The sequence below is a fragment of the Affinundibacterium flavidum genome, assembly GCF_014284175.1.
GTDB lineage: Bacteria > Pseudomonadota > Gammaproteobacteria > Burkholderiales > Burkholderiaceae_D > Undibacterium > Undibacterium flavidum.
Genome location: NZ_JACOGA010000011.1, coordinates 25,694 through 44,026 on the forward strand (window position 1 = coordinate 25,694; position 18,333 = coordinate 44,026).

The following is an 18,333-nucleotide window of genomic DNA, read 5'->3' on the forward strand; positions in this document are numbered from 1 at the left end:
ACATGATGATGAGACGGGACGACTAAAGTTCATAATGAAGTTCATAATGAAGTTCACAGATACAGTTAATAAGTTTTATAGATAGCCAAGATGATTTCCGAATTTGAATTACTCGCTGATAAGCTCAATCGCCTCGCTGAAATGGCACAAACTTTGCGTTTGGAAAATGCTGCGTTGCGTCGTACGGCAGTCGACCTGGCATCTGAAAACAAAGATTTGCGTGAACGTGTACAAGAAGCTCACGATAAAGTCGAAGCTATACTTGCCGCTCTACCCAATGACGATGAGAAGGACGAAGCATGAGTGAATCGAAGTCTATTCAGATTGATGTGGCGATCATGGGGCAATCTTACAAGCTTGCCTGTAAAGAAGGTGAAGATCGTGCACTGCAAGAAGCCGCAGCATTTTTGAATGAGAAAATGTGTGCGATTCGTGATGCTTCTAAAGTCAAAGGCACTGACAGGATTGCGGTGATGGCAGCACTTGGTATGGCAATCGATTTGTTATCAACCAAGGCGCATGATGGACCGTTATCGGGCTTGAGCATGGGTGAAGTCAAACAAAAAATTCAAAGCATGAATGACACTTTGGATCAGGCATTAACACCGCAAGAAAATCTATTTTAAATTTACTCCTTATTGTTTAAAACAATCAAAACAAGCAAAAAAATCTGCAAAAACTAATGTGATTTTTTTGCGGAAGGAGTAAACTACGAACTCCTACCGTGTTCGCCAGTGCCATATATTCCTTGAACCATTTATGTGCATAGGCTTTGGAAATTGTTCAATGGTGTGAGCGTCGCTTATGTCCGATGAACCCGATTTGAACTGACCTTGGCCGACTTGAACCGCCGGGTTCAGGATGCCGGCATAGCGGCACTGGTGGGAACTTATTCTTAAAAAGCACTTATTGTTAATCGCGATAAGTGCTTTTTTTTCGATTTTATTTCCGTGGGTTATTTTTAAAAGTAGTTTTCAAAATGGTTTGAGTTATTTGTGTCAGGTTCCGACCACGTAAAATTATATGGCGTATCGAAGTGCCGTCTATGTTTTTTATTTAAAGTACATGTTTGGAATGAGCTTGTTTGATATCAAGAAAATTAAACTTCCCCTAGGTTTCCTATCGACAATCACCGCCTTCAATATTAAGTCGTGTAAAAAAAGACCTTAAACTGTTAAAATGACGAAGTTGGTGCTCGCGATATGGTTCACATCTCGCAGTTCTACGGGAAGCAGGAGGTGTTTTGCTCAGACAAAATTGCCCACCTGCGCTGCCCCCGCAACGGTCAAGCGGACGAGTCTTTATTGACTCCGCTTCTGTCACACAAGCCACTGGTCGCCTTGAACAAGCGACTGGGAAGGCGACAGAGGTAGTCTCCGCCAGCCCGGATACCGGCCAACGAGGTTGTATTAGTTTGCGCGTTTTTGCGCAATCGTAATACGTTGTTGCTTTCAGACTGTCGGGGATGACAGAGAAAGCTGATCAAAATCTTTCGTTTCAATTCTTAACTTGGTTTTTTCGCAGTGCTTGGCTAGTGTTAATGCGTCCAGTGATATCGACACGGGGGCGCAGCTAATAGCGTTGTGCTTTAACAGTTCGCTTTGTATGCACACATTGAACAACCTGTTTGTTGTTTCTGGTGAGCCTGCGCGCCTGTTTTAGTCCAGATTTCTTGCGAGCAAACTGAGCCTTTAGAAGCAAACGAACAAAAGATTTTTCTCTCGTAATTTTTGCAAAAATAATGAAAAAATCTGTTCTACACGCACGTGTTGTCGCCCTTGGTTTGACTGCATCGACTGGTTTACTGACACAACTCGCACAAACTGCGCAAGCACAAGCACAAACACAAACTCAAACTCAAACATCCACGAGCTTGCAAGATGTTGTGATTACCGCCAATCGCCTTCCGACAAAAATCACTGACGTACTAGCCGATGTCACGGTCATTGATCGCAGTGAACTTGACTTGGTTGGCCAAGGTTCTTTGATGGATGTACTGGCGACTTTACCTGGCGTGCAAATTTCTCGGAATGGTAGCTATCGTTCATCCAGCGGCGTGTTTTTACGTGGCGCGACCTCGTCACAAACCGTCATCTTGGTCGATGGTGTGCGCATAGGTTCTGCTACCTCAGGCACACCAGCCTTAGAAAATCTTCCCTTGGATAGAATCGAACGTATCGAAGTATTACGTGGCGCAGCATCGGCACTGTACGGCTCGGATGCGGTCGGTGGCGTCATTCAGATTTTTACGCGTGATGTTGAAAATAAACCTGTATTCAGTGCGAATGCCGGTGTTGGTGGTGCTGGGCAAAAGCAGCTAGGTTTAGCTGTGCGTGGACGTGCCGGTGATCTTGGATATAGTTTGGGTTGGTCGCGTGAAAAAGCGGATGGTATTTCCGTCGTAGAGAATCCTTTAGCCTCTTCATTTAATCCTGATCGTGATGGTTTTAGTGCGACTAGTGTCGATGCCAAATTGCGCTACACCATTAACCCACAACACCAATTGCAACTCAGTGCATTGCACAGCGATACCGATTATCAATTCGACGGTTCAGCTTCACCGAATCCTTTGAAATTGAACAAAACGAATACTGATGCGCGCGCGTATTCGACTTTACATAATCTGTCACTTAGTTGGCAGGCGCAATTTTTACCAATCTGGACCTCAACCTTGACAGCCGGTGTGGCAGAAGACCAATCGTTGAGCAAATATTTCCGCACGACGGACGGTGCGTTCGGTGGTAGCAATACGTTTAACACGCGTCGTGATCAAGCTAGCTGGCAGAACGACGTTAGCTTGGGCAAAGATGTTTTGTCAGTTTTGTTGGAGCAGCGTCGTGACGAAGTTGATAGTAGTACCAATTATGCGGTAAAAGCACGTGACATTAGTGCCGCCTTAGTATCGTATGCATTGCGTGCCGATGACTGGAGCGCTTTAGCTGTTTTACGCCATGATAAAAATTCTCAGTTTGGTGGCTTTACCAATTGGTCTTTATCCGCAGCTTATTCTTTAACACCAGCATGGCGTGCAGTGGCTAGTTCAGGCACAAGTTTTCAGGCACCTAGCTTTAATCAATTGTACTTCCCAGGTTTTGGTAATCCTGCCTTAACACCACAGCAAAATCGTTCGAATGAAATTGGTGTGAAATTTCACCAAGATGTCTGGCATGCGGAAGCTACCGTGTATCAGAACGATGTACGCGGGTTTATTAATCCATCTAACAACGTACAAAGTGCCTTGGCGATTTTGCGCGGCGTGACTCTAAGTGCGGGCTGGAAGTTGGGTGCTGATCAAATCAGCGCTTCGTACGATTATGCTGACCCACGCACGAAGCCGAACAATTTGCGCCTGCTGCGGATTGCCCGTCATGTTTTCAATTTGCGCGCACAGCATCAATGGAATGAAGTTTCTTTCTTCACCGAATTGAAATATTCCAGTGATCGCGAAGACAATAATCTGAGTTTTAGTGGGCGCGATACTTTGGCTGCGTATAGTTTGTTGAATGTCGGTGCGAACTGGCAATTGAGCCCACAGTTGGCACTCTTAGTCCGCGTCAATAACCTGACCGATAAGCACTATGTACTGGCAAATACCTACTCCACGCCAGGCCGTAATGCCTTTGCTTCTTTGTCTTGGAAATATTGAAAATTATGCCGGCTTCCATCTCCATTGCTCCTAGTGAATTAAGGTCTACTGAATTAATACTCGGCGGCCAAAAGAGCGGTAAATCGGCACGGGCGGAAACGCTGGCTGTTCACTGGTTGCAAGCCAGTGAACAGCATCAGGCTGTATTTATTGCGACGGCGCAGGCTTGGGATGCCGAAATGCAAGCGCGGATTGCACGCCACCAAGCGGATCGTGCCTTGCGTTTGCCGCAAATGCGCACGCTGGAAGAACCACGTGCAATTGCCGCCTTAATCCGAGAGCACAGCAGGGCAGATACCTTAATCGTGCTCGATTGCATCACGCTATGGCTTAACAATTGCATGATGCCGGTCGACGATGCCCCTTTAGGTGCCGAGGAATTGAATGCTGCGCTGATGGAATTGCTGGTCGCATTGCAAAGTGCGCAGGGACCTATTGTGTTGGTGAGTAATGAGATAGGGCTAGGTGTGATTCCACTCGGAGCCGAAGTGCGCGCCTATGTCGATCAGCTAGGTAAGTTTAATCAGGCACTTGCGGCGCAGGTAGCACGGGTCAGTTGGATGCTTGCGGGCTTGCCCGTCATTGTAAAAGAGTAGGTGTGAAGGAAAATCTATGAATGTATTTTTGAATTGTCGCGTTTTGAATTATCGCGTTTTGGTTTGCGTTCTTTGGGCATCATTTTTTTCCGCAAATTTTTTTGCAAATGCGGCGCAGACGATAGAGATTATCGATGATAGAAACGTCAGTGTGCAGTTCAAGCAGGCACCTCTGCGTATCGTCAGCGTGTTGCCTTCATTGACGGAATCAGTGTGTGCATTAGGGCACTGTCAGCGATTGGTAGGAGTTGACCGCTATTCAAATTTTCCAACAAGTCTTGCCAGCTTGCCACGCGTGGGTGGCAGCCTTGATCCAAGCATTGAAGCGATCGCCGCTTTGAAGCCTGATGTCGTACTAATGTCGGTGGCGTCTCGTGCCGCTGAACGTTTGCAGGCACTGGGCATTAAGGTGTTGGCGATGGAACCCAAAAATCAAGCTGATGTCCATCGTATTTTGTTGAAGCTAGGGCAGTTACTTGAGGTGAATGAAGTCGATACGATTTGGCAAGAGATGAATAAAGGCATAGACGCTGCAGCAAAGAGCTTGCCCGCATCAGTCAAAAAAATGCGTGTGTATTTTGAAGTAAGTAACGCACCGTTTGCGGCAGGAGAAAGCAGTTTTATCGGCGAAACTTTACAACGCTTGGGTGCGGGCAATATTGTCCCCGCGGCCTTAGGACCTTTCCCCAAACTCAATCCAGAATTTATTGTGCGCGCTAATCCTGATGTAATCATGATCAGTGAACGCGGTTTTTCTGCATTAGCGGCGCGTCCGGGTTGGAGTGCGATTCGTGCCTTACGTGAAAATCGGGTATGTGTTTTCACTGCGGCGGAATCTGATGTCTTGGTACGCCCGGGACCACGCATGGCAGATGCTGCCTGGATTATGGCGAAGTGTTTGAAGAGTAAAGCATGATGATGGCCGGTCGCGTCATGCCTGCAATTGGTGTCGCACAGAACCCCGAAGTTGGGTTGGCAGTGCAGAACGATGATGCCATCGTAGTGCCACAGCAGCGCGGGAAACTTTTATTAGCGGTGATGATCTTGTTGTGTTTGAGCGCTGGCTTAGTGCTGCTCGGCTTAGGTGTAGGCAGTAATGGCTGGGAAAGTTTGGCATCGATGTGGCAACAATCATTAGCGATGCAAATCGTTTGGGATATCCGTTTACCTAGGACTTTAGGTGCATGGGCGGCTGGTGCTTTACTCGGTTTATCGGGTGCAGTCGCGCAAGGTTTATTTCGTAATCCTTTGGCCGACCCCTATTTGTTGGGTAGCGCTTCCGGCGCTGCGCTTGGTGTTTCTACCGCCTTGGTTTTATTTGGCGGGTCACCCTTTGCGACGGCATGGGTAGTCAGAATGGGCTTAACTGGCGCGGCTTTTGCGGGGGCGGTATTGGCCGTGTTCCTCACTTTGTTATTGGCGCGCGGCGTGCAACATAGTTTGCGCTTGTTATTGGCAGGTGTGATTGTTGGAGTCGTACTGGGCGCGATCGGTTCTCTGGTGACGATGTTGCGTCCCGATATTGTGCAATCCATGCAGGCCTTTATGCTTGGTAGTTCTGGCTATGTAGGATGGTCGGGTTGTGGTCTGATGTTGGTGGTGTGGTTGATCTGCCTGGTGATCAGCGTAGCTTTGAGCCAAGTTTTGGATGGCTTATCCCTGGGCGAGGCGACTGCTGCTAGTCTGGGTTTGCCCTTGGCGCAGATGCGCTTGGCCTTGGTCGTGATGATTGCTTTAAGTGCGGGCACGGCAGTCGCACAGACGGGTTTGATCGTGTTCGTTGGCTTGGCTGCGCCGCATTTGGTGCGCTCAGTATTAAAAACCACGCATGCGGGTTTGATCATGCTGTCTAGCTTGGCTGGTGGTGTCTTGCTCAGCGCTGCAGATATTTTGAGTCGTTGGATGATTGCTCCGCAAGAATTGCCAGTAGGTGTGGTGACCGCAATTTTGGGTGGCGCTTATTTGCTGCGCTTGATGCATAAGCAACGGCGGTATAGTGAACATGTTTAGCAAACTCGATACAACAGGAGAAACGCGAACGATGAACTCCACACAGGTCGCGATGCAAGCGGAAGGCTTGAGTGCAGAGTTGGATGGTTCGTCGATACTGCGTGACGTTAGCGTGCAGATTCCGCGTGCTGCTTGGACTAGTATCGTCGGTCCGAACGGTGCGGGTAAATCTAGTTTACTTAAAGCATTAGCCGGTCTGTTAGCACACCGCGGTAGCATCCATTTGTTAGGGCAACTGGCGAGTAGCATGCCACGACGTGAACGCGCGCGCTGCCTTTCGTGGTTAGGCCAAAGTCAGACAGCTCCAGAAGATTTGCGTGTCTGGGATGTGGTTATGTTAGGGCGCTTACCACATCAAGCTTGGCTCGCGGCACCTGATGCTGAAGACCACGCAGCAGTCCAACAGGCGCTGCATGCGACTCAAGCCTGGGAATGGCGCGAACGCAGCTTAGGGCAATTATCTGGTGGCGAACGTCAGCGTGTTTTACTGGCACGCGCTTTAGCTGTGCAAGCGGATATTTTTCTGATGGATGAACCCTTAGCTAATCTCGATCCACCGCATCAAGCCGATTGGATGGCTTTGGTACGGCAATTAGTTGCACAAGGCAAAACCGTGGTCAGTGTATTGCATGAAATCTCGTTTGCCTTGCAGGCCGACTATCTGCTGATCATGCAACAGGGGCAGTTGTATCATCATGGTGCGTGTGATGAGCTCAGTAGCCATCAGGCTTTACGCGAAGTGTTTGATCATCGGATTGCCATACATGAAGTGCAAGGACAGTGGATAGCATTGCCCCAATAAATTAGGACTCACGCAAAACAGACGCTGACGTCGTTGTGTTCGCCTCGCCCCCTGCCTTCGCAGGGGCAGGCCAAGCAACCGTACTGTCTTCGGCTCCACGCCTAGTCAGCGCAATTTTGCGTAAGTCCTATGAATAATTTCAAATGTAAGAATTATAGAAAGAAATGACATCATGCAGATAGAAACGCCACCAGCAGAAAAACCTTATGAGAAGCCACAAGGCGAACGTCGTGGTTTGATTATCGTAAATACCGGCGACGGTAAAGGCAAAAGTACCGCCGCCTTTGGCCTGGCTCTGCGGGCGCATGGTCGGGGCAAAGCGGTCAAAATTTTCCAGTTCATGAAAGTACCAACCGCACGCTTCGGTGAGCATCGTATGTTTGAACAATTAGGCTTGGTAGTTGAAGGTCTAGGTGATGGTTTTAGTTGGAAAAGTCAGGATCTTGATCACTCGGCACAGTTAGCCCGTGATGGCTGGCAGAAAGCCAAAGTCGCGATCTTGAGTGGCGACTATTTTATGGTGACTTTGGATGAAATCACTTATCCCTTAATTTATGGCTGGTTGCCGCTGGAGGATGTATTGGAAACTTTGCGTGCTCGTCCGATCGATGTGCATGTAGTGTTGACAGGGCGTCGTGCACCACCTGAATTGATAGAACTGGCGGATACCGTGACTGAAATGACCTTGATCAAACATGCGTTCCGCGCTGGTATTCCGGCGCAGCGTGGTATAGAAGATTAAGCTCAGACAAACAGCATGCTGCTTGATCTTATTCATCCTATTCCGCATCTGTACCTGATCTTGGTGCCGGCGATTTTGCTTAGCCTAATCGTGGATCAGGTATTCGGTGAACCCGTCGCAGCGCTACATCCTGTGGTGTGGATGGGATATTACTTGCATCACTGCGGATTATTTTTGGCACCTAAAACAGATCAGAGATCTCAGCGACCAGCGATCAATTTCGTTGCTGGCGTAATCGCAATTTTGTTACCGATGTTGCTACTAGGATGGTTTGCTTGGTATTTGCAAAATTCGATCAGTTTGTTTGCCTGGTATTGGCAAGCTTTAATACTTGGCTGTCTGTTAAAACCCTGCTTAAGCTGGCGCATGTTGCTCGATGAGGTGAGGGCGGTGGAGGCTGCTTTGCGCTTATCTTTGGATGCTGGCAGAAATCAACTTGCCCGTTTGGTTAGTCGCGACGTACGTTCATTGGAGGCACATCAAGTGCGTGAAAGTGCGATAGAAACTTTGGCCGAGAATTTGAATGATTCAGTAATCTCGCCCTTGTTTTGGTTTGCTTTATTGGGTTTGCCTGGAGCACTGATGTACCGCTTTGCCAATACGGCAGATGCTATGTGGGGCTATCGTGGCGAGCGTGCTGGTCGCATCTGGACTTGGTTTGGTAAATGCTCGGCGCGTACCGATGACGTTTTATCGTGGCCGGGGGCGCGTATCACCGCACTGTTGATGTATGTGGCCCTCTGGCGTTGTCCTGATAGCCGTTTAATGAAAGAGGCTGGTGCAACAACCTCACCGAATGGCGGTTGGCCTATGGGTGCGATGGCATTGTTATTAGATGTGCGTTTGAGTAAGCCGGAGGTGTATGTTTTGCATGCGAATGGCGCGCAGGTTGAATCCCATCATACAGAGAAGGCGTTGGAAATTTGCCAGCGTATCGTGTGGTTGATTGCACTTGCTTGCCTTGGTGTTGCGATTGTTGTCTTGAGCTTCGCGAAAAATTCAGGTGCGTATGATGTTTGACAGCACAGCGACGATGAACACCAAACCCGCAGCGGCACGGCGCATACATGGTGGTACGGATGCGCAAGGTAAACCCTTGTTTGATTTTTCGACGAATAGCAATGCGCTCGGCCCTTGTGCCGCGGCCATGCGACAGATACAAAAAGCAGATTGTGCTGGTTATCCCGATCCAGAATACCAAGCTTTACGTGAGTCTTTAGCTGTCTGGCACGATGTCGCGCCGCACAGAATATTATTTGCGGCCAGTGCCAGCGAATTTATCTATCGCATGTCTATAGTGTTTGCACTGCGATCAACACAAAACTACAAAAAGAATGACAAACAAATCCGAACTAAAACGGTGTGGATTCCACCGCATAGTTATGGCGATTACGCTTTAGCCGCACGTGCTGCTGGTTTAGATTTAAGCGACGATATCAGTACCGCCGGTTTGATTTGGGCTTGCGAACCTGGCAGCCCCTTGGGCCAAAATCAAGAAGGCTTGGCACAGATATTAAGTGCCTTGCCTGCAACTAGCCAATTAGTGCTCGATTGCGCTTATCAACCGTTACGATTGTCAGGACAAGCCAGCGCCAATGCTGAACAGCTAGAGCGTTGCTGGCAAATGTTCACCCCGAATAAAGCATTGGGTCTGACCGGAATACGCGGTGCATACGTGATTGCGCCTGTGCATGGCGAAGAATGGCAACTCGGCTTAGAACAATTGGCACCATCCTGGGTTTTAGGCAGTCATGCGGTGGCGATGTTGGCAAGCTGGAACAGTGTTCCGGTGCAAGAATGGCTGAGTAATAGTCTCGTCATCTTGCGTGAATGGAAGCACAGACAGATTGCAATTTGTCAGGATCTGGGGTGGCAAGTTTTACCCAGTCACGCAAATTTTTTTTGTGCGATGCCGAGTGCATCGATACAAGAAAATCGCCGGGATTTCTTACATGATTTACGCAGTCAGGGAATCAAATTGCGTCATGCAGAATCCTTTGGTTTGCCCGCCTGTTTTCGACTCGGCGTATTACATCCGCAAGCGCAAGATGTTTTGCAGCGCGCAGTCAAAGAATTCTCTCCACGATTTTTTTTATCTTACTGAATTTTTATATCACCACGGTTTCACCGAAAGGACACAATATGAGTGTAGTGCATGAAAATACTTATCCTATGGACGATCTTGAGCAAGCTGAACTGCGGGCGCGTTTGCAGCACAAAATCGACAATAAGACCAAGCCCCTAGGTTCCTTAGGCAGGCTAGAAAAACTGGCAGTACAGTTAGGTTTGATTTTGAAAACTGAATCGCCTCGTTTGCAGCATCCACAAATGCTGGTCTGTGCGGGTGATCATGGCATCGTGGCGCATGGCGTATCGGCTTTTCCTAGCGATGTGACATGGCAAATGGTGGCGAATTTTCTTGCTGGTGGTGCGGCAGTCAGCGTACTCGCACGTCAACATGGTATCGCTTTGAATGTGCTTGATTGCGGGGTCAAGTATGATTTTCAAGACATGCCGGGCTTGATCAAACGTAAAGTTGCGTATGGTACGGCAGATTCGGTGACGCAGTCCGCCATGAGCGATGCGCAGTGCCAAGAAGCGATCAACAATGGACGCGAAGTGTTGAAGTCTTTGCCGGGTAATGTTGTACTCATCGGTGAAATGGGTATAGGAAATACTTCGTCAGCGGCATTGTTATTGTCCAGATTGGGCAATCTCGATATCGCCGATTGTACTGGTGCTGGCACTGGTCTCGATCATTTTGCTGTCGCGCGTAAAGTGGAAACGTTGCGACTCGCGTTGAAACAACATGCAGGCGTCAATGATCCTATCGAAGTATTAGCACGTCTTGGTGGATTTGAAATTGCGACCATGGTCGGCATCGTCTTGCAGGCCGCCACCGAAAATCGCGTAATTATTGTCGATGGTTTTATCGCCAGCTCGGCCGTGTTAGTCGCCAGTTTGTTGGCACCTAAAGTTAAACAGCGTTGCGTGTATGCGCATTGCTCCGCCGAGAGTGGACATCGCTTAATGCTCGATTTGTTGCAAGGGCAGGCACTGCTAGATTTAGGTTTGCGTTTGGGCGAAGGTTCTGGTGCTGCTTTGGCGTGGCCGCTGCTGCAATCTGCTAGTGATATTTTGTGTGATATGGCGAGCTTTGAAAGTGCGGGTGTGGCGCGTCGTGATTGAGATAATCTAAGACTGAAATGAGGAAATAAGTTGAACCCTATTCGCCATTATCTGTTAGCGCTGCAATTTTTCACAAGAATTCCCGTGACTGGAAAGTTGGCGGCGTGGATAGGCTATAGCCCTGAACTATTGCGTGCTAGTGCCGCGCATTTCCCTGGTATTGGCGTTTTAGTCGGGGCATGTACGGCATTGTGTTTTTGGCTGATAGTTCAATTACTGCCAACACATAGCGCCAGTATTTTGATTGCAGCAGTACTGAGTACAGTGATGAGTGCGATGCTGACTGGAGCGTTTCACGAAGATGGCCTGGCAGATTTGGCGGATGGCTTAGGTGGACACGTAAGTCGCGAAAAATCTTTGGAAATCATGAAAGATTCACGTATCGGTAGTTACGGTGTGGTCGCCTTAATACTGGCGCTGAGCATGAAATTGGCGTTGCTGAATTTGCTCGGGCAACTCAATTTGCATTGCACGCTGATGGCGATATTTCTTGCTCACGTGGTGTCGCGTTGTATGCCTTTATTCATCATTCGATCTTTACCGCATGTGGGTGATACGCCGCAGTCCAAATCCAAACCTTTGGCCGATGCAATCAGCATCTCTTCCTTATGCATCGCGCTGATCTGGTGTTTGAGTGCATTTGTTTTAGTCGCGAATTTATATCCCGCCTGGCGTTGGTTGGGGGGATTGGCTGGCAGCGTGTTGGCTTTGGCGTGGATGCTGAATTTTCTGAAACGGCGCTTAGGCGGTTTTACCGGTGATGCTCTCGGCGCTACTCAGCAGTTGAGTGAAATCGCCTTCTATCTTGGTGTGCTATTCGTCTGGCGCTTTGATCTTTGATGTAAGAATATCCTCAATGACATATAAACTGTGGCTGGTACGTCATGCGCGACCAGAAGTGGATGAAGGAATTTGCTACGGGCAGACTGATTTGCCTGCGCAGTCACAAGCAAATTACACTGCAGCGCAAAATTTAGCACATGCCTTAGATGTGCAAAGTAGCGCAGGTTATTTGGTCTATACCTCAGGCTTACTAAGAACCCGACAATTAGCGCAAGCTCTGCAAGACTTTGTGCCGGGTCTCGATCTTCAACATGACGCACGTTTAAAAGAAATGCATTTTGGTAATTGGGAAATGCAGGCGTGGAATGAGATCCCGAAAGAGAATATCGATGCCTGGACTAATGATTTTGCCCAACATCGTTTCGGCGGCATAGAAAGTTGTCAGGATGTGCTGACACGGGTGATCGCGGCTTATCAAGATATGCTGACTGAATTGAAAGCCCGCGCTAAACCCGACGAAAAATGTCAGATTATCTGGATCACGCATGCCGGAGTGATTCGTGCCTTGAATTACTATCTTGCTACAGGGAATTCAACGATAGAACATGTAGATCAATGGCCAAAAACTGCACCGGGTTTTGGTGAATGGGTTCAACATACAATTGAGGTCTAGTCAGTGCCGAAGTCAAAGTTTCGCTACAATGCAAGATAGTGATCCTTAGCGATCCTTAGTTATCAATAGCAAATAAGACCGGAAAACTCCATGAACTATCTAGCCCACATCTATCTGGCGCGCCATAGCCACGACGCGATGCTTGGTGCTTTATTGGGCGATTTTGTCAAAATGGATGGCGCGTCGCAGTATCAATCAGAGATCGCACTAGAAATTTTGTTGCATCGTAAGATAGACAGTTACACCGATCAACATGCGATCACGCAGCAAGCGCGCAGTTTGTTTTCCGCGCAGCGTCGTCGCTATGCCGGGATCGCCTTAGACATCTTTTACGATCATTTGCTAGCCCAGCACTGGCGGCGCTATTCAGAACAAAATTTACAGATTTTCATTCAAGATTTTTATCGTGAGTTGCTAACGCGCAGCGCATTATTTCCCGCTAATCTGAGCTATGCGGCACCGCGCATGGTGGCACAAGACTGGCTAGGTTCGTACACCGAGTTTGATGGCGTTAAACTGGCAATTGATAGAGTCTCGACACGCCTATCGCGTAATGGTCATCTATTACGCGAAACCTTCATCGATCTACAACAAAATTACGGCGAATTAAGTCAAGGCTTCTCCGCCTTCTTTCCAGAGTTGCAAAAATTTGCCGCTGAACAGCGTGCCGAAATGTTAAATCTTTGACTCAAGAACGTACCCACGGCAAATATAACTAAGCTGGGGGCTTTTGCAAAATGGAACAGATATAGTTGTCTTCGCTTGCAGGGTGCGATAAAGGTGTAAGTCGTATTGTGGCTTCAGGAATTAAGTAAATGGAGTAAGGTAGATACTGTTATCCGAGTCAAGCAGAATGCAAGCTTGCATCGAAAGGCTTGCCGGATTTTAGTACGCCAAATGCGACATGAATGAGTTTTCTCATCATTGCCCCAATGATGACCATGGGCGGTTTTCCCGATGCCGTAAGGCGCTGGCGGAAAGCCGTTCCCCATGTGGTTCGATATAAAGCAACCATGGCAGGCATGTAGAGCGCTTTGCGAATAAAAGTATGCCCCACTTTTGACATACGAGTCTTGCTCCGCACACTACTGCCAGATTCATGATGACGTGGGTCGAGTCCTGCAAATGCAATTGCTTTCTTCACTGAAGTAAATCGCTCTGTATCAGAATAGTAGGAAAGCAAAATTGCGATGGTGCGTTCTCCTAAACCAGGTATGCTATCCAATAATTTCTGCTTATCTTTTAAGTCCGGATCGTTCCGAGTATGGTCGTTAATTAAACGAATCAGTGCTTTAATTTCTTTATCCAACCAGTCAATGTGATCAGTAATGCCTTGTCGAATAGCCTCACGTGCCACATCGAGCCTATTCAACTCTTGCGTACGCATGTTCTGCAAGGCATCTAAGCGCAGAACCAAAGCACGTAAGGTTTGTTCAGCCATGGAGGGAGCGATCCATAGTTCTGGACGACGTTCAAAGCCAAATTCTGCGATCAGTTGTGCATCGACTTTATCTGTCTTTGTTCGAACTAAGCGTGAAGCACCGAAAGCCTTAATCTGTGCTGGGTTGATGACACTGACGGGAAACTTTTGTTCTGCAAAGTAGTGCGCAACCGCTTCCCAATAAATGCCTGTCGCTTCCATGCAAACATGCGCGATAGAAGCGCCTTGTTTGCCGAGCCAAATACTCAATTCCTTGAATCCTTGCTGGTTATTTTGAATCACTTTATGGCGAAATTTTCCAGTTGTGAGGCGTAAAGTGCAATCCAATTTAGCCTTTGCAACATCAATTCCCAAATAAAATTCCTGCATACAAATCCTCTGATAATCTACCTTGTGAATACGGGCTGCCAGCATGCTGGGCCAAAGATACTGTCCGATTTTTAGACGAGGGGTGAGCAACTGGTGCAAAATCTACGTCACTGATTTTTAACCAAAGGGTGCGCACGGCATCCAGTTGCTCGTTTCTGATATGCCTATCAAAAACTGTTAAAACATCGAGTCAATCAAAATATCGACTCTTCATTCATAATACAAGGGTGCGCCGTGCGCACCTAAGTCTCTATGTGTGTGTGGTGCGCACGGCGCACCCTACGCGATAATGCTCTCGTCAGCGCAATTTTGCTCAAGTCTTATAAGAGATATTTTTTTGTTACAAAATAATGATTTACGGTTAATCTAATGATTGACGATCAAGCAAAAAAACACTCATCAAAAACAGTCATTTTGAAATTCGGCTACACTGCCTGCTTAGTTCATTTTTCCAATGTGCATACCTTGGAAGTTCAGCCCGAAAGTTTTCCATGACGACGATTTCTACTCCTCGCAACCACCCCAGTTTGACCACCGTCTTGCTCGCAAGCGGATTTGTTCTGACACTGTCAATGGGTGTACGCCACGGTTTTGGATTTTGGTTACAGCCGATTTCACAAGAATATCACTGGACGCGCGAAACTTTTTCGATGGCGATCGCGATTCAAAATCTGATGTGGGGTGTGTTTGGCCCATTCGCAGGGATGGCCGCAGATAAACTAGGTACCGCCAAAGTCATCGTCTTGGGTGCGATCTTATTTGCGGTTGGTCTGTTGTGGATGGCATTGGTAAATCAGCCATTCGCATTTATCGCTGGCTCCGGCATCTTGATTGGCGCTGCGCTCGCTTGTACGACATTTGGCGCGGTGAGTGGCATCATAGGCCGTACTGCACCTGAGGCAAAACGTTCATGGGCTTTTGGTATGTCTTCGGCCGCTAGCTCTTTTGGCCAATTTTTTATGATGCCAGTCGATCAGCAATTGATACAACATGCAGGCTGGCAAAATGCCTTATATGTGTTGGCGGCGTTGATGCTGATCGTGATGTTGCCGATGGCCTGGAAGTTGCGCGAACCAGTTCGTGTAGCGGATACCGGACCACAACAAAGCACGATGGAAGCTGTACGTGAAGCGTTCTCCCATAAGCCATTTTTGCTGTTACTCGCGGGCTATTTTGTGTGTGGATTTCAATTGGTTTTTATCGGCATGAACATGCCTGCGTATTTAAAAGATAAAGGTATTACCGATCCTAGCGTGGCCGTGATTGCTTTATCTTTGATTGGCCTATTCAATATTTTCGGATCGTATGGCGCGGGAAAACTGGGTGGATTATTTCCTAAGCGTTATCTCCTATCCAGCATTTATCTCAGCCGCAGCATTGTGATCGCTTTGTTTGTACTTGCGCCGCTGAGTACCTACAGCGTGTATATATTTGCTGCAGCAATCGGCTTGTTGTGGCTATCGACTGTGCCGCTGACAAACGGTGTGATCGCGGGTATTTTTGGTTTGAAATATCTTTCTATGTTATCTGGGTTTGTGTTCTTCTCACATCAGTTAGGCAGCTTCATCGGTGCCTGGTTGGGTGGTTATATGTACACCAAAAATGGTAACTATGATGCGGTTTGGGTGGTCATTGTTGGGCTGGGTATCTTCGCCACCTTGATCAATCTACCGATCAATGAAGCTGCGATTGAACGAGATACTAAGTTACCGCTCGCCGCATAAATTTTGAGAATTCGCCGCTATATCCACACATATGAAACCAATCGTGACGATGCGCCAATTACTGATATCGCTATTAATAGCGGTGATATTGGTTTTGGTGTTTTGGGCGTATTTGCAGCCCGCGTTTATTGTGGATCTGGCTAACCGATATGTGTTTTGTTAGCTTGAGTCAGACTCAGACTTTGTTAAGTGTTCGCGCTGTATCCCTGAGGATTAAATTGTATTTTCCAAATTAATCCGCTATCTTTGCTATCTGGTAGGAACTAAGGTTACAACAGACGAGTAAGGATGACATGCAATTGCACGCCACTATCACAACATCTATATCTAAAATTCTTACTGCTCTTGGGATTCTTGCGGTGCTTGCGTGCGCCGCGTGCGATCGACATCAATCTGAGTCTTCTTCCACATCCAAATTGCTTCTTGATACACAAGAGGACATGCGCGCCTATCTTGCAAGCCCAGAATACAAAAAGAAAGTGCAAGAAAGACTCGCACTGATGCAAAAGGAAGAGCAAGTTGTAGAAGAAGCCGAATGGTTCGGCAAGACCGGATTATCGGATTCGATAGAGCGAGAACTACCACGTTATCTCAGACGCGAATATGGCATGTCTATCTTCGATAAAGGGGCATTAAAAGCAGGCGATCTGGAATATCTTGGCGTGTTTCCCGAAGGGATAAATTCCATTCATTTTTGGCGTATTCAAGATGGTGCCAATGAAGCGCATTTCGCATACGTGACGATCTCGTCCAACGGCACAGAGTCACTAGGCTGGGGAGACCGCCGACCGCCAGCGCAGAAGTGATGAAATGCCTGATGAAATGCCTGATGAAATGCCTGATGAAATGCCTGATGAAATACCTGATGAAATACTTGATGGAACACCTGATGCAAGACCTGTTTCCCTAATCATCCCTTCGCCTACATCAATGTTATAAGCCTAGTTTCGACAAACACAAATTCAGGCAAATATGAAACAGAATTTGACCCCTTGGAAATCTTTATTAATTGCGCCACTGGCTAGCATTCCCATGGTTGTCATTGCCGGCATCGGTAGTTCTGATGCTGGCGTCGCGTCAGATTTAACGTGGGGAGTCATCTTCGCGATTACTGTCGGACTTCCAATGGCGTATCTTGCAATAGTGATCGTCGGTGCACCCATCTATTTCATACTTCTTAAGTTCGGCTTGCTGCGGCCATGGCTTTTTTGTGCCTTCGGTGCCTTGCTACCGCTGATCCTATTTGGTAATTCCGCACCATTTCGTACTAGCTTGATGGCGGTTCTTGCTGGCGCAGCGGTTGGTATTACGGCCTATTTTCTGCTACCTGAATAAGTTAAATTTACGAGAATACGCAAAGTTGATACTGATGTTTGAGTCGGCGTTCTCGGCGATTTGACGCAATAATTAACTAGATAGTTGGTGATAGAAGTTTGATGCGGATTCAATTACATAATGAGATTTTTTACTCAAACCAAGGAGTGTCATATGAGAAAACTGAAGATCATCGAACACATTTCACTCGACGGTGTGATTCAGCATTCTGCTGATGGTGACGATTTCGCCTATAGTGATTGGACTGCGCCGTACCGCACTCCAGCTGGGAGAGAGGCAATGCTTGCAGCTTATGGCGACAAATTTGATCTGCTACTTGGTCGTCGTACCTACGATATTTGGTCGGGTTTTTGGCCTCAGGCACCCAGTAATCCTATGGGCGACCTCTTAAATGCGGCTACAAAATACGTTGTAACGCATCATCCTGAAACTCTTGAATGGGGACCATGCGTAGCAGTCGGGCCAAACCTTATCGCAGATGTTCTGCGCATCAAATCGCAAGATGATCCAGACCTGGTTTTGTCAGGGAGCTCTACGCTGACTTCAAACTTGCTCGAACACGGCTTGGTGGATGAAGTTCTGTTAGCCGTCTATCCTGTGTTATTGGGTACAGGTAAACGTTTCTTCGCTGAAGGTAGTACGGCACGTGCATTTAAACTGATCAACACTCAGGCATTTCCGTCGGGCATCATCTTCACCACCTATGAATTTGCCGGATCTTTGGCGACCGGATAATATTTACCCGCTTTTTTCCGCGGGAGTTCTCAATTTTTACGTCGCATGGTGATTGCGACGTAATAGCTGTTACCTATTTTTTGAACGCATTTCCATTCGCGTCTGTCGCTATCGTTGACATGTCATCTGCCTTCACTACGTGTTGATTACACGTCGCTTTCATGTCGATTTCATGTAAAGCACCAACGTTCAAGCCTAGCCTTTACAGGCACAAGCACCAATAATTTATGAATTAAAAATATTTACTCCTGTTTAATATTGTGCAGGTGGTTTCTGCCGCTTATTTTT

20 protein-coding genes, 1 other RNA gene and 1 riboswitch are annotated in these 18,333 nt (G+C 47.5%); of the genes, 20 read left to right on the forward strand and 1 reads right to left on the reverse strand.

What is annotated here, in order from left to right:
* Positions 1-90: 90 nt before the first annotated feature.
* The 15 genes from H8K55_RS12655 to H8K55_RS12725 all read left to right on the forward strand — a co-directional run bounded on the left by H8K55_RS12655 (position 91) and on the right by H8K55_RS12725 (position 13,128).
* Positions 91-303, forward strand: coding sequence for a DUF904 domain-containing protein (locus tag H8K55_RS12655; protein WP_186942438.1), 213 nt, complete (start codon positions 91-93; stop codon positions 301-303).
* On the forward strand, positions 300-626 hold the full coding sequence (locus tag H8K55_RS12660) for a cell division protein ZapA (protein WP_186942439.1): 327 nt from the start codon (positions 300-302) through the stop codon (positions 624-626). The genes H8K55_RS12655 and H8K55_RS12660 overlap by 4 nt, the downstream gene beginning before the upstream one ends.
* Before the next feature lie 87 nt (positions 627-713).
* A non-coding RNA gene (gene ssrS, locus H8K55_RS12665) (6S RNA) lies at positions 714-892 on the forward strand.
* Positions 893-1,172: 280 nt separating this feature from the next.
* A riboswitch (cobalamin riboswitch) is annotated at positions 1,173-1,414 on the forward strand.
* 327 nt (positions 1,415-1,741) lie between these two features.
* Entirely contained in the window at positions 1,742-3,646 is a 1,905-nt protein-coding gene (locus tag H8K55_RS12670) for a TonB-dependent receptor domain-containing protein (protein WP_186942440.1), read from the forward strand.
* A gap of 5 nt (positions 3,647-3,651) precedes the next feature.
* Positions 3,652-4,242: a bifunctional adenosylcobinamide kinase/adenosylcobinamide-phosphate guanylyltransferase gene (locus H8K55_RS12675; RefSeq protein WP_186942441.1), complete on the forward strand. Its 591-nt coding sequence runs from the start codon at positions 3,652-3,654 to the stop codon at positions 4,240-4,242.
* Between the two features lie 16 nt (positions 4,243-4,258).
* Complete coding sequence (locus tag H8K55_RS12680; RefSeq protein WP_186942442.1) at positions 4,259-5,158, forward strand: ABC transporter substrate-binding protein; 900 nt, start codon at positions 4,259-4,261, stop codon at positions 5,156-5,158.
* A gap of 122 nt (positions 5,159-5,280) precedes the next feature.
* Positions 5,281-6,252: a FecCD family ABC transporter permease gene (locus H8K55_RS12685; RefSeq protein ID WP_230408610.1), complete on the forward strand. Its 972-nt coding sequence runs from the start codon at positions 5,281-5,283 to the stop codon at positions 6,250-6,252.
* A gap of 31 nt (positions 6,253-6,283) precedes the next feature.
* The gene (locus H8K55_RS12690) at positions 6,284-7,054 is read left to right on the forward strand and encodes an ABC transporter ATP-binding protein (RefSeq protein WP_186942443.1); all 771 of its coding nucleotides are present in this window, start codon (positions 6,284-6,286) and stop codon (positions 7,052-7,054) included.
* Between the two features lie 172 nt (positions 7,055-7,226).
* Positions 7,227-7,796 (forward strand): cob(I)yrinic acid a,c-diamide adenosyltransferase, encoded by a 570-nt coding sequence (gene cobO / locus H8K55_RS12695; RefSeq protein ID WP_186942444.1) that lies wholly within the window; start codon positions 7,227-7,229, stop codon positions 7,794-7,796.
* A 15-nt stretch (positions 7,797-7,811) separates the two neighbouring features.
* Positions 7,812-8,816, forward strand: a complete 1,005-nt coding sequence (gene cbiB / locus H8K55_RS12700; protein WP_186942445.1) for an adenosylcobinamide-phosphate synthase CbiB — start codon at positions 7,812-7,814, stop codon at positions 8,814-8,816.
* Positions 8,809-9,900 (forward strand): aminotransferase class I/II-fold pyridoxal phosphate-dependent enzyme, encoded by a 1,092-nt coding sequence (locus H8K55_RS12705; protein WP_230408604.1) that lies wholly within the window; start codon positions 8,809-8,811, stop codon positions 9,898-9,900. Before cbiB ends, H8K55_RS12705 begins: the two co-directional genes overlap by 8 nt.
* A gap of 38 nt (positions 9,901-9,938) precedes the next feature.
* Positions 9,939-10,985 carry a nicotinate-nucleotide--dimethylbenzimidazole phosphoribosyltransferase gene (gene cobT, locus H8K55_RS12710; RefSeq protein WP_186942446.1) on the forward strand — a complete coding sequence of 349 codons (1,047 nt, stop codon included), beginning with the start codon at positions 9,939-9,941 and terminating at the stop codon, positions 10,983-10,985.
* Positions 10,986-11,015: 30 nt separating this feature from the next.
* A complete protein-coding gene (cobS, locus tag H8K55_RS12715) occupies positions 11,016-11,825 on the forward strand; it encodes an adenosylcobinamide-GDP ribazoletransferase (protein ID WP_186942447.1) in 810 nt (269 codons plus the stop codon).
* A gap of 16 nt (positions 11,826-11,841) precedes the next feature.
* Complete coding sequence (locus H8K55_RS12720; RefSeq protein WP_186942448.1) at positions 11,842-12,441, forward strand: histidine phosphatase family protein; 600 nt, start codon at positions 11,842-11,844, stop codon at positions 12,439-12,441.
* A gap of 90 nt (positions 12,442-12,531) precedes the next feature.
* Positions 12,532-13,128, forward strand: a complete 597-nt coding sequence (locus H8K55_RS12725; RefSeq protein WP_186942449.1) for an acyl carrier protein phosphodiesterase — start codon at positions 12,532-12,534, stop codon at positions 13,126-13,128.
* A 157-nt stretch (positions 13,129-13,285) separates the two neighbouring features.
* Here H8K55_RS12725 and H8K55_RS12730 read toward each other — a convergent pair whose 3' ends face one another.
* Positions 13,286-14,251 (reverse strand): IS110 family RNA-guided transposase, encoded by a 966-nt coding sequence (locus H8K55_RS12730; RefSeq protein WP_186942450.1) that lies wholly within the window; start codon positions 14,249-14,251, stop codon positions 13,286-13,288.
* A 491-nt stretch (positions 14,252-14,742) separates the two neighbouring features.
* On the opposite strand from H8K55_RS12730, the gene H8K55_RS12735 reads away from it, so the two are divergent.
* The 5 genes from H8K55_RS12735 (at position 14,743) to H8K55_RS12750 (ending at position 18,045) form a co-directional block, all read left to right on the forward strand.
* Positions 14,743-15,975 (forward strand): MFS transporter, encoded by a 1,233-nt coding sequence (locus tag H8K55_RS12735; protein ID WP_186942451.1) that lies wholly within the window; start codon positions 14,743-14,745, stop codon positions 15,973-15,975.
* A 440-nt stretch (positions 15,976-16,415) separates the two neighbouring features.
* Positions 16,416-16,781 carry a hypothetical protein gene (locus H8K55_RS12740; protein ID WP_186942452.1) on the forward strand — a complete coding sequence of 122 codons (366 nt, stop codon included), beginning with the start codon at positions 16,416-16,418 and terminating at the stop codon, positions 16,779-16,781.
* Between the two features lie 4 nt (positions 16,782-16,785).
* Complete coding sequence (locus H8K55_RS22050) at positions 16,786-16,914, forward strand: hypothetical protein (RefSeq protein WP_268978007.1); 129 nt, start codon at positions 16,786-16,788, stop codon at positions 16,912-16,914.
* A 33-nt stretch (positions 16,915-16,947) separates the two neighbouring features.
* Positions 16,948-17,310, forward strand: a complete 363-nt coding sequence (locus H8K55_RS12745) for a hypothetical protein (RefSeq protein ID WP_186942453.1) — start codon at positions 16,948-16,950, stop codon at positions 17,308-17,310.
* Positions 17,311-17,463: 153 nt separating this feature from the next.
* Positions 17,464-18,045 (forward strand): dihydrofolate reductase family protein, encoded by a 582-nt coding sequence (locus tag H8K55_RS12750; protein WP_186942454.1) that lies wholly within the window; start codon positions 17,464-17,466, stop codon positions 18,043-18,045.
* Positions 18,046-18,333 lie beyond the last annotated feature (288 nt).

Bases quoted from the DNA above. Each gene is read 5' to 3' on its own strand.
- H8K55_RS12735 (WP_186942451.1), top strand. From the start codon at position 14,743: ATGACGACGATTTCTACTCCTCGCAACCACCCCAGTTTGACCACCGTC.
- H8K55_RS12745 (WP_186942453.1), top strand. From the start codon at position 16,948: ATGAAACAGAATTTGACCCCTTGGAAATCTTTATTAATTGCGCCACTG.
- H8K55_RS12680 (WP_186942442.1), top strand. From the start codon at position 4,259: ATGAATGTATTTTTGAATTGTCGCGTTTTGAATTATCGCGTTTTGGTT.
- H8K55_RS12705 (WP_230408604.1), top strand. From the start codon at position 8,809: ATGTTTGACAGCACAGCGACGATGAACACCAAACCCGCAGCGGCACGG.
- H8K55_RS12725 (WP_186942449.1), top strand. From the start codon at position 12,532: ATGAACTATCTAGCCCACATCTATCTGGCGCGCCATAGCCACGACGCG.
- H8K55_RS12655 (WP_186942438.1), top strand. From the start codon at position 91: ATGATTTCCGAATTTGAATTACTCGCTGATAAGCTCAATCGCCTCGCT.
- H8K55_RS12730 (WP_186942450.1), bottom strand. From the start codon at position 14,251: ATGCAGGAATTTTATTTGGGAATTGATGTTGCAAAGGCTAAATTGGAT.
- H8K55_RS12720 (WP_186942448.1), top strand. From the start codon at position 11,842: ATGACATATAAACTGTGGCTGGTACGTCATGCGCGACCAGAAGTGGAT.
- cobT (WP_186942446.1), top strand. From the start codon at position 9,939: ATGAGTGTAGTGCATGAAAATACTTATCCTATGGACGATCTTGAGCAA.
- H8K55_RS12670 (WP_186942440.1), top strand. From the start codon at position 1,742: ATGAAAAAATCTGTTCTACACGCACGTGTTGTCGCCCTTGGTTTGACT.
- H8K55_RS12685 (WP_230408610.1), top strand. From the start codon at position 5,281: ATGATCTTGTTGTGTTTGAGCGCTGGCTTAGTGCTGCTCGGCTTAGGT.
- H8K55_RS12675 (WP_186942441.1), top strand. From the start codon at position 3,652: ATGCCGGCTTCCATCTCCATTGCTCCTAGTGAATTAAGGTCTACTGAA.
- H8K55_RS12740 (WP_186942452.1), top strand. From the start codon at position 16,416: ATGCGCGCCTATCTTGCAAGCCCAGAATACAAAAAGAAAGTGCAAGAA.
- H8K55_RS12660 (WP_186942439.1), top strand. From the start codon at position 300: ATGAGTGAATCGAAGTCTATTCAGATTGATGTGGCGATCATGGGGCAA.
- H8K55_RS22050 (WP_268978007.1), top strand. From the start codon at position 16,786: ATGCCTGATGAAATGCCTGATGAAATGCCTGATGAAATGCCTGATGAA.
- H8K55_RS12750 (WP_186942454.1), top strand. From the start codon at position 17,464: ATGAGAAAACTGAAGATCATCGAACACATTTCACTCGACGGTGTGATT.
- cobO (WP_186942444.1), top strand. From the start codon at position 7,227: ATGCAGATAGAAACGCCACCAGCAGAAAAACCTTATGAGAAGCCACAA.
- H8K55_RS12690 (WP_186942443.1), top strand. From the start codon at position 6,284: ATGAACTCCACACAGGTCGCGATGCAAGCGGAAGGCTTGAGTGCAGAG.
- cbiB (WP_186942445.1), top strand. From the start codon at position 7,812: ATGCTGCTTGATCTTATTCATCCTATTCCGCATCTGTACCTGATCTTG.